This is a genomic window from Marinoscillum sp. 108 (genome assembly GCF_902506655.1).
GTDB lineage: Bacteria > Bacteroidota > Bacteroidia > Cytophagales > Cyclobacteriaceae > Marinoscillum > Marinoscillum luteum.
In genome coordinates this window covers 1-14,105 of the sequence record NZ_LR734808.1, presented here as the reverse complement: position 1 = coordinate 14,105, position 14,105 = coordinate 1, and the positions used below count along the sequence as shown (strand labels likewise).

8 protein-coding genes are annotated in these 14,105 nt (G+C 43.7%); all 8 read right to left on the bottom strand.

Annotation, left to right across the window (positions count from 1 at the left end):
• Positions 1-2 precede the first annotated feature (2 nt).
• Positions 3-2,345 (bottom strand): ATP-binding protein, encoded by a 2,343-nt coding sequence (locus GV030_RS00040; RefSeq protein ID WP_159578545.1) that lies wholly within the window; start codon positions 2,343-2,345, stop codon positions 3-5.
• Positions 2,346-2,435: 90 nt separating this feature from the next.
• Positions 2,436-3,362, bottom strand: coding sequence for a type IX secretion system membrane protein PorP/SprF (locus tag GV030_RS00035; protein ID WP_159578544.1), 927 nt, complete (start codon positions 3,360-3,362; stop codon positions 2,436-2,438).
• A gap of 142 nt (positions 3,363-3,504) precedes the next feature.
• On the bottom strand, positions 3,505-4,326 hold the full coding sequence (locus GV030_RS00030) for a PAS domain-containing protein (protein WP_159578543.1): 822 nt from the start codon (positions 4,324-4,326) through the stop codon (positions 3,505-3,507).
• A gap of 98 nt (positions 4,327-4,424) precedes the next feature.
• The gene (locus GV030_RS00025) at positions 4,425-5,123 is read right to left on the bottom strand and encodes a LytTR family DNA-binding domain-containing protein (RefSeq protein WP_159578542.1); all 699 of its coding nucleotides are present in this window, start codon (positions 5,121-5,123) and stop codon (positions 4,425-4,427) included.
• Between the two features lie 10 nt (positions 5,124-5,133).
• Complete coding sequence (locus GV030_RS00020) at positions 5,134-5,499, bottom strand: LytTR family DNA-binding domain-containing protein (RefSeq protein ID WP_159578541.1); 366 nt, start codon at positions 5,497-5,499, stop codon at positions 5,134-5,136.
• Positions 5,496-6,761 carry an Hpt domain-containing protein gene (locus GV030_RS00015; RefSeq protein ID WP_159578540.1) on the bottom strand — a complete coding sequence of 422 codons (1,266 nt, stop codon included), beginning with the start codon at positions 6,759-6,761 and terminating at the stop codon, positions 5,496-5,498. Before GV030_RS00015 ends, GV030_RS00020 begins: the two co-directional genes overlap by 4 nt.
• Before the next feature lie 99 nt (positions 6,762-6,860).
• A complete protein-coding gene (locus GV030_RS00010) occupies positions 6,861-10,859 on the bottom strand; it encodes a PAS domain S-box protein (RefSeq protein ID WP_159578539.1) in 3,999 nt (1,332 codons plus the stop codon).
• 775 nt (positions 10,860-11,634) lie between these two features.
• Positions 11,635-14,105, bottom strand: a 2,471-nt coding sequence (locus tag GV030_RS00005; protein ID WP_159578538.1) for a gliding motility-associated C-terminal domain-containing protein, incomplete at its 5' end; no start/stop codon positions are given.

The following is a 14,105-nucleotide window of genomic DNA, read 5'->3' as shown; positions in this document are numbered from 1 at the left end:
TTTTACTCGTTAATATCTATTGTAAAATAAAACACACTACCGATACCCGGTTCTGACTCCACCCATATCTTACCATTGTGAAGCTCAACTATCTTTCTGCAATGTGAAAGCCCGATACCGGTGCCCTCATACAGCCTTCTGGAGTGGAGTCTTTTGAACATCACAAAAACCTCTTCAATATATTCAGGCTCTATACCAATTCCATTATCTCTAACCAAAAACATCCACCCGCTCCCATATTTTTTCCGCTCTATTTCTACAACAGGCAGGCGATCCGGGTGATGAAATTTAATGCCATTGGTGATCAGATTCTGAAACAATAACTCAATTTCAATCGGGTACCCCTTAATTCTTGGCAATTTAGACACTTTTACTGTGGCCTGACTATTCACAATCAAAGAATCCAGGCTTTCCAGCACATTTTTGACCGCCTCATTTAAATCCACTTGTTCCAGACTCTTCTGCCTGCTCAGCCTTGCATAATCCAGAAGCCCACCTATAAGCAGTTCCATCCTGTTCAAAGCATTCAAAATGGTATTTGAATACCTCTTGGAACCCTCACCCAATTTTTCTCCGTAATCCTCAAACAGAATATTAAGATAGTTCTTTATGGTCAAAACAGGCTCCCTCAAGTCGTGAGATGCAACATAAGCAAACTGTTCCATCTCGGCGCTTTTGGACTCCAGTATGGCATAATTCTTTAGCTTTTCCTCGTTCTCTTTTCGCTCGGTAATATCCACACTGACCCCCAGCAGGCCAGTCACATTCCCCTCCGAATTCTTAATTGGTATTTTGGAGGTCAGAAACCAATGCTTATTATTCTCTCCAAGGTCCATACTGGTCTCTCTGGACAAAATAGGAATCCCCGTCTTCATCACTTCCACATCTTCCTTTCTGGAGATATCAGCAGACTCCTTTGGAAACAACTCATGATCAGTTTTCCCTATCACCGTAGAGGAATTATCCAAGCCCATCAATTCCAACTCACTTCGGTTGATCATTGTTTTCCTAGAGAGCAAATCCTTGGTATATATGTTAATTGGAATGTTATCAATTAGGGTTTGAAGGAAAATACTCTCCTCAGATATTTTAATTTCAGCCCGTTTTCGCACATCTATGTCCTGAAAGGTACCGCGCAGCCTGATCACCTTATCATCCCTGAGAATCGGAGTACCGATGGCTCTAATCCATCTGTCCTCACCCGTAGCAGTGACTATCATCAATTCCACATCATAGGGTTTCCCCGTTGCAATGCATTCCTGCACTGTAGCTTCAATTCTGGATCGATGAGCACCCTCCTTAAAGAAGTTGATTCCTGTAGTCAGATCAGGCTCAAAATCAATTGGCACTTCATGAATTTCCCTGGTCATTTCTGACCAGGTCACTTTTCCAGCCTCCAAATCTACCTCCCACGTTCCAATTCTTGCTGCACTGGTAGTTGCATTCAAAAGCTCCATTTTATCCTTCAAAAGTGCCGTTCGTTCTGCTACGGTTTTCTCGAGATTGGCATTGGAATCTCGCAATGCCCTCACCGCTTCGGATCTCTTAATATCTGTCCTATTGAGCTCCATAGCGATCATGGAGATGAATGTCAGAGCAATGATCAGAATTGACATCCCAAAAAGTGTCAGGCCTGTCTCTGGACTGATCTCCCCTGTCTCCCAGTATTTTATCACCAGATAACCCAAAACAAGTATCAAACTCCCCATGAGTGGAAACATGCGTTTCGCAAGAAGATTGCCAGGCTTTTTACCAATCAAAAGCGCGGTGAAGCCCAATGAAGGATGAATCAATGAAGAGGCTATTGAACTCAGGAAGAATAAGGCTGAAGTATGGATGGCCATGGACGAAATGAACATGAGCTTTCCTTCTCCTGAAATTCCGTAGACAAAACCAATCATCGCAAAGAAGGAGATCACCGTCACGGAGTGGAGTAGGTATTGGCTCATTTTGCGCCACTCAACTGAATCAGCATAGATGACAAGATGAGCCAGGCCCATCAACGCAAAACAGAGGGCGGTTCCTGCAGACATGAGCCCCGGCACAAGCAACACGTCAAGACCCACTTCCAGGTCAGTAAGATTTTCTATAAATGATATGGATGCGACAAACAGCAGGACACCTCCCAAAAGAATCTTGAAGAGCTTCTTTCTATAAAGAGTGCAAAGGAGTACCCCCCCTAAAAGAAAGAAACACAGGGCCGTATTGAACTTCATAGAAGGCCATGATTGGACAATAATCTGAACCAACTCTATACCCCGCAGCCAGCCATACATCACCACCAGAGCGGTCAGGATGGTCAGATACGACACACTCCTGTAGATTAAGGAAAACTGGTAAATCATCTATTTCATTTTTACCATAGCAGCATTTGTAATATACAATGCCATCAACCGGATATCAAAACTGTAAGATGAGCAAAAACTTTACCTTTTCTAAAAATATCGAGGGGTTACGATCTTCGACTTGGAGAATACAAATCGGTAATTGAGCATAATCTCATGTGATCCTGTAGTTGCCTGACTTAGTTCTGAAAGGGTGTAGTCATAAGCATATCCCAACTTGAACTGTGCAGAGAGTTGAATATCCAGCAAAAGACTGAGTGCGTCGAAAGATCTGTAAGAAACACCAATCCATAGCTTATCATCAAGGATCAAGTTGGCATTAAAATCGAATTCTATAGGAGCTCCATCGACAGATTTCACCAATATACTGGGCTTCAATTTCACCAGCGGAGATAAGTCCACCAAAAAGCCGAATGTACCAAAGAAGTGTGGCACTTCCACTGAACTAAATCCATCACTATTATTGGCATCACCCTCTCCTGCCCAGGAGTTTTTGAGTGCTGTGGGCACAGATATACCGGCATAATAGCGTTTCCCATAGAGATAGAGCCCCAATCCAAAGTTTGGCAATAGCGCCGAGCCATTGTATTGAAGATTGGGATCATTAGCGCCGATCTCATCATAATTCACTTTAGAAGAGGTCAACCCTCCCTGAAGCCCCATAGAAAGTATGGCATTGCGCATCTCAATTCTATAGGCATATGACAAGTTCAAAGTATTTCTATTGGTCACTCCTATCTGATCATTAGAAAAAACTGCACCTATGGCAATATTTCTATCGGGAATCGGTGAATGAATTGAAAAAGTATGCGTGACGGGTGCCCCATCAATGCCTACCCATTGAATCCTGGAAAGCGCCGTAGCACTAATGGACTCATGGCTTCCTGCGTATGCAGGATTGAGCACCAATCCATTAAACATATACTGTGTAAACATCGGTCGCTGTTGGGCATTTGACGTCAGGTTCAACAAGAATAAAAGAGATCCGAAAAAGGTAATTGTTCGCAACAAGTTCATAGGTACGAAGCTACTCTCAATGCAGGGTATTCAGTCCCAAATTTCGACCACAGTGGGTACTTTCAGGTTAGAAATAGTTAATTCAACGGTAATCTGGCATTTGTTGCCGCTGAGATGCACTTAACTTTCTTTGAGTGGCACTTTATGATAAGTTCAATTCGGAAATTTCCTGACAAATTCCAGTCATTCTCAAAAGACCGTCATCCAAAAAAACCTTCCCGTGCTCTTTAAATTTTTTCACCCCGGATTTGCATATTACACGGTATTGAGTGTGATATTGGCCTCTTTCTGCAATCGCCCGATTGAGTAGTCCCCGCACTCGAGCCTCATCATCGGGGTGTATTATATCAAAAAACGTTTCGCCATCTCCCGTGAAGTCAGACTCGTCAAATTCGAAAAGCCGAAACATTTGATCATTCCACTCCAGTCGGTTATTTTGCTCCATCCAATGCCAAAATCCAATCTGACCAGTCTCGATGGCCATTTCCAATAGCTGCCTGCTCTTTCTATAGTCATCCTCAAGTTTCTTCTTGTGGGTGATGACTTCAGTGGACATGATAACCCCACCTATAACTCCGAATTTGTCAAACCATGGAAGCATCTCCCACTTAAGCCAAATCACATTTCCATCCTCTTTTATCAGTCGGTCCTCCTCATTGCGCAGCTTTTCACCCTTCAAGGCTCTTTGGTGATAAGACTCCCATTTGTGCTTGTCTGTCGCTCCTGAGAAAACATCATAGTAACTTGAACCTGTAATATCATTCTCAGACAGATCATAGTCTCTGTACCACCTGTCACTCACTACCAGAAATTTCATCTCCCGATCAAACAAAGCAATGGCTCCGGGGGCATACTTTACAAATACAGATAGTAGGTTTTGAGCGTGCTTCCTGTCCGATATCTCCTTGATGAGCTCATTGGAAAGTATATCGGAGCGTCCATCTATGTGTTTTTTATCTGTCATTTTTTCCATAATGTTCTCATTCTCTAAAATAGATAAACACAAATAGTCGCTCAGGGAACGACATTCTTACACCATGGTTGGAAAAAATGGTCGAGGAATTATAAAGTCTTTATGCTTTCCAGCAGATGGGATCTGTAAGAAGCACTCACAGGGATGATTTTATCCTCTATCTGAAGATTTCCCTGATCTATATTTTTAATCTTATCAATACGCACTATGAAAGAGCGATGCACTCTCACAAATTCACTTTCGGGGAGGCTTTCTTCTGTATCTTTCAATTTACCGTACACCACATGAGTCCTTTCTTTCGTATGGATCTTCACATAATCTCCGTAAGCTTCCACATAAAGAATTTCCTTCAGATTCAGATTAATGAGGAGTGATTCTGATTTCACAAAAAGATTCTTAGAATCAGAAGAGATAGGCTCCTTGTCATCAATGTTCGATTTGGCTTTGGTGACGGCTTTAAGAAACCGGCCAAAATTCTCTATTGGTTTAACCAAATAATCTGCTACATCAAACTCAAACGCCTTCACGGCAAACTTCTCCTGAGAGGTCACCAGAATAACCTGAGGTTTTGACTGGAGACTTGCTAAAATCTCCATGCCTGTTAGGTCTGGCATTTGAACATCCAGAAAAACGATGTCCGGCTTCAATTCGACAATAGCCGCTGCGCCTTTGATTGAGTTTTGATAGGTACCTACCAACTTCAGAAAATCCGTTTTTTCAACAAGTGAAGAAACAATCTTCAAAGCCACCATATCATCATCTATTGCAATACATGTAAGCCGTTCCATTAAATCAAATCTAATAAGTTTTCATTGCTTGATCTACCGCTTTTGTAAACATTTCTAAACTTTCTACAGGCTTGTAGAGGTACTCTGAAATCCGATCACTGAATATTTCGGATTTATAATTCCGCTCTGTGGTAACCACAATGATTTTAGGCATATAATCCAGCACCTCCAAAACTTCATATCCATCCAAACCAGGCATCATCAAATCCAGAAAAACAAGATCCGGCTTGTGTTTGGTAATCGATACTGCTCCATCAGCTGATCCCGAACACTCTTCTACGAGAATGAGCCTCTCATCTTGCCGAATCAATCCTTTTAGGATAGCTCTTGAGGCAAAATCATCATCTATTACTACGCACCTGATTTGCTTGATCATACTTTATACTTTTTTAAATTCTCCAGCGCTTCGTTAGCACTTCTAATAAAATCTTTGAGTTTCTCCTCCAGCCCGGCAAGGTCCTGACCAGTGGTAATCTCCTCGATATGCTGTAGCGATTCAGCTATATCCTTTCGTTGAAGGCTCGAAAAATTGGGTTTCATCTTATGGGCAACCCTCCCGATCAACTCCCAGTCTTCCTGAGCTATGGCTTTCTCAAAATCATCCATATCCATAGCAAGTGAAACGAGTATGGTTTGAAAAATATCCTTGACCAGTGAGAGATCTCCCCCGGTAATTCCGAAGAGGTATGGAAATTCCTTCTTACTCAAGGTCAAATTGGCCACCTGAACCGGCTCATGGTAGGCTACTGCACGGCAATCAAACAATAACTGCAGCGTCATTTCAGCAGAAATCCCAAATTCACCTTCATTTTCCATGGCCTTTACTATATCCCCATAGACATTGCTGTCTGGGGATCCTGATATTTCAACTTCTAATTGTTCTTCTTTGGGGAGATAGTTAAAATTCACCTGTACATGTCCACTTTTCTGATCTGTCAGCAGGAACCCCAAAACCTGAAAAACCACCTGAAGAATACCTAAACGGTCACCAATCAAAAACTTGGATTCGAATCCCACCACAGAGGCAAGCTTAAGCCCCCTTGATTCCATCATACTTTCAAAACACATCTCTACCGCTACACTAATATGTTCTACCCGAAAAGGCACTTCCTCACTTGGAAAATTGATCTGTGAATGATGCACTCCGTGAATGAACCGATCAAAATAAGCCATAATGAGCCCCCTGGCAGGTGACTTACCTTCTCCACCTTTGTCTGAAAGGGATAATTCTTTCAGAATATCCAGCGGAGTGGATATTTTTAAGATAAACTCATGCAATTTTTCTTCACTTTCTTCATCTTCGACGAAGGTGACCGAACGCGTGCGATCTTCCAGAAAAAAGATGATCTGATCCTCATTGGATCCCGTGGAAGAGAGACTCAAGTGTAAATCGTAAATAGCTTCTGTACCCTCCAGATTTAGACGAACACCATGTATATACAGGTCTTCATTCAATGCCAGCTGGTCCCTGAGGGAGGGATTTTGCAAAAATGAATTAGAATCAAACAGGTCATATCCAACAGGAATCGGTACCAGGGTATTGCATGATGCCAAGACTTTGCCATCAAAAGATGCCAAAAGAATCTGAGTGGAACCTTTAAGGTGTTGGTACTTTATCTCTTCGAGTGTTAATGGCATCTCCTGGTTTTTTGTTCAAAAATACCGCTTAAAAACTCCTGAAGAGTGGATACTCGGTGAGTGTTGCTCAATGTATGTTCAGTACCCCTCATTCCCAGTTCAGCTTCCCCTATCATGACGAGCAGTCAAAGTATGTATCAATTCATAAAGAGCAGCAGGAATTCTTTTGAGATCAGCCGCAGATTGCTCATCATTGAGCGCCTGAAGCAGTGGTGTTAAATCTGGCATGATCTCACCTTTGTTAAGCTTTGTAAGTTCTTCAATACTGGCATGTCTCATATCACGATCTTCCTGTTCCAAGGCGCTATGCAGATCACCAAGCAATCTGTGAAATTCGGATGAATAATATCTGTAGAGTTCCTCTTTGAATTCCTCATCTCCGAGGCTCATCTGTGTGATCGCTTCATGACTCAGTACATCCCTGGTTACCACAGGCGTTTCATACTCAAGTCGAATGGATTCACTCGTGATTTTGGCATAAAGTTCGTCTGGATCAAATGGTTTGCTAATGTATCCGCTCATTCCGGCAGTGATTGCCTTCTCCTGCACTCCCAGCAATACAGAGGCTGTCAGTGCATAAATTGGAATATCCTTTAGTTGCGGATTTTTCATTTTCCTGATTTCTCTGGTTGCTTCAAAACCGTCCATTACGGGCATTTGAATATCCATGAGAATCATGCTGTAATTCTTCTTACTTGCCATTTGAATGGCTTCAAGTCCATTTTCAGCGAAATCATACTTAAAACCCCACCTATCTAGAAATTTGGCAAGTATCTCCCGGTTTGTTTTGTGATCTTCCGCCACTAGTAAACGAATTCCGGTATTCGAACTTTCAGGTGCTACAGCACTTATCTCCGAATAATCCTGCTGGAGGGACTTCAAAGAACCAATGGGCAACTTCAGGTCAAAAGTAAAAACAGACCCCTCTCCCTCTTCACTTTCTACAGTCACGTCCGAACCCATGATTTTAAGGAGCTCTCTGGTGATGGCTAAGCCCAGCCCCGTGCCACCAAATTTTCTAGCCACGTTGGTACTCGCTTGGGTGAAATTTTCGAAAATGGCATCAATCTTATCTTTAGGAATACCAATTCCTGTATCTGTCACCGTAAAGCCCAGGATAACCTCCTTCCCTAATCGTTTCTTCTCCTCAATTTTAAACTTCACAATGCCTTCCTCCGTGAATTTGATGGCATTTCCCAACAGGTTTGTGAGGATTTGGGTGATCCTAACAGAGTCGCCAACAAAGTTTTCGGGTAAGCCATTTTGATAATCAAACAAGAACACCAGCCCCTTCTCATTAGCCCTTATCAGCATGGTCTGATAAACATTCATGGCCACCTCTTTCAGATTAAAATCAATCAGTTCCAGCTCCATTTTACCCGCTTCGATTTTATTAAAATCCAAAATATCGTTGATTAATACCAGGAGATTAGAACTAGAAAACTTCAACAGCTTTAAATTTTCCAACTGGTCGGCCCGGGGGTTTTCATACAGCATGATGTTCGAAATACCAATGATGGCATTCATTGGAGTTCTGATCTCATGGCTCATAGAGGACAAGAAAAATTCTTTCGCTTGTGATGCTTTCTCGGCTTCATTCTTCGCGAGTTTCAGCTCTTCTTCCTGTGTGATTTGCCTCGTGATATCTTCGGTGAAAACTATGATCCCGCCAATTTCTTTGTTAGAAGTATACCACGGCCGCACTTCCCATTTCAGCCAGCGAGTCTGGCCGCCCATCTCAAAAAGCTCCCTTTCCTTTCGGGATTCCTTGCCCTGAAGGCCTGATTCATAGGCCTCCTTCCAAGAATCAGGTATGTTGTTAAATATCTCATAATGATTCGCTCCGATGAGATCACGGTCTCCCAACTGATAATCCACCTTCCACTGACTACTCACGGCCAGGTAGGTCAGATTCTCATCCAACATGGCAATGGCTGCAGGGGCTGAGTGAACAAACGCGCGAAGTACATCCTGCTCGGAGCGCAATCGCTTCTCGTATAACTGCTTTTCAATATTAAATCCTATCCAGCCCGCCAGAATATCCACAAAGTCCGTTTCATTGGAATCGAAAAATTCTCCACGCTGTTCGGTAGAGCCAAAACTTATCGTACCATAGCGAACTCCATTTACCGAGATACTTGCACCTATAAAGGAACTTACCTTGAAAGCTTTAAAGCTACTGACTTCTTTGAAATCTGACTGGCTCACGTTCTCGATGGCCAGTGTTCTTCCATAATCGTAGATTAACTGACTAAAAGTATTTTCGAATGGGAACCTATCTCCCTCCTTGATCGGTACAGGCTCTGAGGAATAATACTTTTTAATCGTCACAAAGCCCTTTTCTACCTGACCGATAATCCCGGAAGGCATTTTGAGGTACTCACATGAGATTTTCAAGGCCTCTCCAATCTGCTGATCCATTGTCAGACTTGTATTGGAAAAGATGATATTAAGAAGCTGCAATCCCTCCCGATACCTATCTGCATTTCTTAGTATTTTCTTTTCGTAGGAGATGTCCCTTGCAAATACAGAAACCCCGGTGATAATTCCTTCCTGATTCCTTATGGGATTAAAAAACTTCTGAAAATACCGCCTCACTCCATTATGAGTCAGCTGGTATTCGATATTGAACTTTTTCCCGTCAAGGGATTTTCTATAATGCTGAAGCAGGTCTTGAAACATTTTATCACCAACATCCAGACCACTTTCACCAATTTCAGGTTCACGACCAACCAGCCATTTGATCAATGCTTTATAAGCACCATTGGCTATCTTATATCGAAATTTTCTATCCACCGACCAGATGGCGTCCTCTGTATTTTCTATGAGGGCTTCAATGTTCTCCTTACTCTTCTGAACTTGTAGCTCATTGAACCTTCGTTTAGAAATATCTCTGGATGAAGTCTGAAAGGACACTACTTCCCCGTCAATCACAATAGGTTTGGTGTACGACTCCAACCACAGGTAATTCCCAGCACTTGTTTTCATGCGATATTGAACCCCTCCTATTTCTTTTCCCTTGAGCGTTTGGGCATGAGGATTCTCCCTTAGGCGATCCCTATCTTCGGGGTGCATGAAATCGTACGGATTCCGACCGATCATTTCCTCCTGATCAAACCCTAAAAGATCTTTTACCGATGAGGACACATAGATGTATGTACCGTCGGGTTCATGCAGACAAATGAGATCTTTTGAGTTTTCTGAAAGCAGTCGAAATACGCGCTGTTGCTCATGCAATTCTGTAACGTCCCTTGCCACGGCCATCACACGAGAGAGTTTCCCATGTTGGTCAAAATCTATGACCACATTCTGACCAATCATTCGCTCCTCTCCCTGGCGTGTGATCATTGGAAATTCATAATAGCTTTTGGACTGCTTTTTGGTCCTCTGCTCATTGTAAAAAGCTATCATTTCTGATCTGGCATTTTCCTTAACGAGCGTCAAATAGGACATCTGAGACAATTCTTGATCACTGTACCCGCTGAGCTTCTGAAGCTTGATGTTCGAAAACTTAAAGTACCCATTTGAGTCCAGCTCATAGATCATATCATCCATGTGGTTGACCAAGTCCTGAAACTTCTGTTGACTCTTTATCAACTCGATGTTTTTACTACGCACGTTCAGAATAGCCATCACATGCTGGGCAAGAGTTCTCAGTGCCTCCTTCTGACCTATCGAAAGCTGATTGGGTTTATGATCTATCACACACAGTGTACCCAATGCATGCCCCTCCGGATCCACCAGAGGCACACCGGCATAGAACCTCACTAAAGGTTCCCCTACGGCCAAAGGATTATCATGAAAGCGTTCATCTTCATAGGCATCGTGCACCTCCAGAATCTCTTTGGGGTCATTGATCGCATGAGCGCAGTAAGCTACTTCTCTCGAGGTGTACTCTACATCGAGTCCATGATGTGATTTAAACCATTGCCGACCTTCGTCTATGAATGTAATGAGAGAGATGGGTACCTGACAAATCTCACTGGCCAATTTGGTAATATTATCGAACTCTTCTTCCGGGAGGGTATCGAGAATCTCCAGTTCACGTAGTGCTTCCAGTCGGCTTTGCTCGTTGGCAGGTATTTCAGGTATTCTCATTCAATAGTCTTCGCTAAAGATTAAAGATAATGAGCACCGTACAATTAGGGCAATATTAATAGATATATATAAAAAAAGCCTTCTGATAAATCAGAAGGCTCCATTAGTCCCAACCATAGATCATATCCAACCATGAATCTATACCTCAAAAGTAAGGGTTGTTCTTACCCCAAATTGATCCACTCGTTGAGTGGCAGCTATTACTCGTTGAGTCATTCAAAGCATTAGGTGAAGTGCCTGAGTCAGCCGTTTCTGGTCTCCAAACATTGCCGAATGAGCATAAAAAAAGCCTTCCGATAAATCAGAAGGCTCCATTAGTCCCAACCATAGATCATATCCAACCATGAATCTATACCTCAAAAGTAAGGTTTGTTCTTACCCCAAAATTATCCACTCGTTGAGTGGCAGGTTTTATTCGTTGAGTATCTTAAAGGATAAGGTAGAGTGCACGACTCCAGTCATTTCTGGTTTCCCAACATTGTCAAACCAGCATAAAAAAAGCCTCCCGATAAATCGGAAGGCTCCATTAGTCCCAACCATAGATCATATCCAACCATGAATCTATACCTCAAAAGTAAGGTTTGTTCTTACCCCAAAATCATCCACTCGTTGAGTGGCAGCTATTACTCGTTGAGTCATTCAAAGCATTGGGTGAAGTGCCTGAGTCAGCCGTTTCTGGTCTCCAAACATTGTCAAATGAGTATAAAAAAAGCCTCCCGATAAAAAATCAGAAGGCTTTATTGGTCGATCTTAACATCAACTCACTTCGGTCATTTTATCTGTTCACGACCACAAAACCTGAAATCGGATCACTACCGTCCCCAAGTTGAATCAGGTAGTAGTAGGTACCAGAAGGTACATTATTGTCACTTCCTATTCTCAAACCAGAGTTGACATCACTCTTCCATACATTATTCTGGTTGTCATATCCTTTGATTTCAAATACCTTATTTCCCCATCTATTGAAAATCTGAACAGTGTTATTCGGATAATTCTCAATGTCTTTGATGTAAAAGAAGTCATTGATACCATCGCCATCAGGCGTAAACCCTCTACGAGGCTCTACTTTTGGACATCGGTCTGTATCCAGATAGTTTGGAGTGCCATCCCCATCACAGTCATCGTTGGTAGGATCACCGTCTCTATCGCCATCTTCATCTTTTGTATCTATTCCATCACCATCGTCATCTGTATCCAAAAAATCAGGGATACCATCGCCATCAGTATCATCATTGGTAGGATCCCCGTCACCATTCACATCTTCATCTGAATCCAGTACCCCGTCTCCATCTGTATCGCAACTATCTGAATCCAGGAAGTTTGGAGTGCCATCAGCATCACAATCATCGTTGTATGGATTACCATCGCCATCTGTGTCTTCCGCCGCATCATTCAGACCATCTCCGTCTGAGTCGCAGGGATCAGCATCCAGATAGTTTGGTGTGCCATCAGCATCACAGTCATCATTGGTAGGGTCTCCATCGCCATCCAGGTCCTCATCCTCATCCAGGATGCCGTCTCCGTCAGAATCACAGCTATCCACATCCTGGAAGTTTGGAGTACCATCGGCATCACAATCATCATTATATGGATTACCGTCTCCGTCCGTGTCTTCTTCTTCATCGTTCAGGCCGTCTCCGTCTGTATCACATGGGTCAGCGTCAAGGTAGTTTGGTGTACCATCAGCATCACAGTCATCGTTGGTAGGGTCTCCATCGCCATCCAGGTCCTCATCCTCATCCAGGATACCGTCCCCATCCGTATCACAGCTATCCGAATCCTGGAAGTTTGGCGTACCATCCTCGTCACAATCATCGTTGTATGGATTACCATCTCCGTTGGTGTCTTCTTCTTCATCGTTCAGACCATCTCCGTCTGTGTCGCATGGATCAGCGTCCAGATAGTTTGGCGTGCCATCAGCATCACAGTCGTCATCGGTAGGATCACCATCTCCATCAGTGTCTTCATCCAATGTCAAGACACCATCGCCATCATCATCTGTGTCCAGATAATCAGGTGTACCATCACCATCTGAATCATCATTGGTAGGATCGCCATCGCCATCAATGTCTTCTTCTACGTCCGTTACACCGTCACCGTCGGTATCGGTGCCATCGTCGCAAGTGTCTGCATCCTGGAAGTTTGGAGTACCATCCTGGTCACAATCATCGTTGTATGGATTACCGTCTCCGTCTGTGTCTTCCTCGCTATCATCCAGGCCATCTCCATCTGTATCACATGGATCAGCGTCCAGGTAGTTTGGTGTACCATCAGCATCACAGTCATCGTTGGCAAGATCTCCATCTCCATCCGTGTCTTCGTCCTCTGTCAAGACACCATCGCCATCATCATCGGTGTCCAGGTAATCAGGTGTACCATCACCATCTGAATCATCATTGGTAGGATCGCCATCGCCATCAATGTCTTCTTCTACGTCCGTTACACCGTCACCGTCGGTATCGGTGCCATCGTCGCAAGTGTCTGCATCCTGGAAGTTTGGAGTACCATCCTGGTCACAATCATCGTTGTATGGATTACCGTCTCCGTCTGTGTCTTCCTCGCTATCATCCAGGCCGTCTCCATCTGTATCACAGGGATCAGCGTCCAGATAGTTTGGCGTACCATCAGCATCACAGTCGTCATTTGTAGGGTCTCCATCTCCATCAGTGTCTTCATCCTCTGTCAGGATACCATCGCCATCATCATCTGTGTCCAGATAATCCGGAGTACCGTCACCATCGGAATCATCATTGGTAGAATCACCATCGCCATCAATGTCTTCTTCTACGTCCGTTACACCGTCACCGTCGGTATCGGTGCCATCGTCGCAAGTGTCTGCATCCTGGAAGTTTGGAGTACCATCCTCGTCACAATCATCGTTGTATGGATTACCGTCTCCGTCTGTGTCTTCCTCGCTATCATCCAGGCCGTCTCCGTCTGTATCACAGGGATCAGCGTCCAGGTAGTTTGGTGTACCATCAGCATCACAGTCATCGTTGGCAAGATCTCCATCTCCATCCGTGTCTTCGTCTTCATCCAGAATACCGTCTCCATCTGTATCCACTCCCTCCAGAATGATGGTTAATTCTCCATCTGTAGCATCACTGGTGCTGTTGCCAGCGGCATCGGTTACCGTAGCGGTCACCGAATAAGTGTTTTCCGTCAACGCATTGCCTGCAGGGATCGTCAGGCTCCAGGTGCCATCTCCATTGTCAACCAGGTTGCCATCACCAGCAGTGTAGGTGA

Excerpts from the sequence above, each read along its gene's own strand:
- GV030_RS00025 (WP_159578542.1), bottom strand. The coding sequence starts at position 5,123 with ATGGAACGGCTTACATGTATTGCAATAGATGATGATATGGTGGCTTTG.
- GV030_RS00010 (WP_159578539.1), bottom strand. The coding sequence starts at position 10,859 with ATGAGAATACCTGAAATACCTGCCAACGAGCAAAGCCGACTGGAAGCA.
- GV030_RS00040 (WP_159578545.1), bottom strand. The coding sequence starts at position 2,345 with ATGATTTACCAGTTTTCCTTAATCTACAGGAGTGTGTCGTATCTGACC.
- GV030_RS00020 (WP_159578541.1), bottom strand. The coding sequence starts at position 5,499 with ATGATCAAGCAAATCAGGTGCGTAGTAATAGATGATGATTTTGCCTCA.
- GV030_RS00015 (WP_159578540.1), bottom strand. The coding sequence starts at position 6,761 with ATGCCATTAACACTCGAAGAGATAAAGTACCAACACCTTAAAGGTTCC.
- GV030_RS00035 (WP_159578544.1), bottom strand. The coding sequence starts at position 3,362 with ATGAACTTGTTGCGAACAATTACCTTTTTCGGATCTCTTTTATTCTTG.
- GV030_RS00030 (WP_159578543.1), bottom strand. The coding sequence starts at position 4,326 with ATGACAGATAAAAAACACATAGATGGACGCTCCGATATACTTTCCAAT.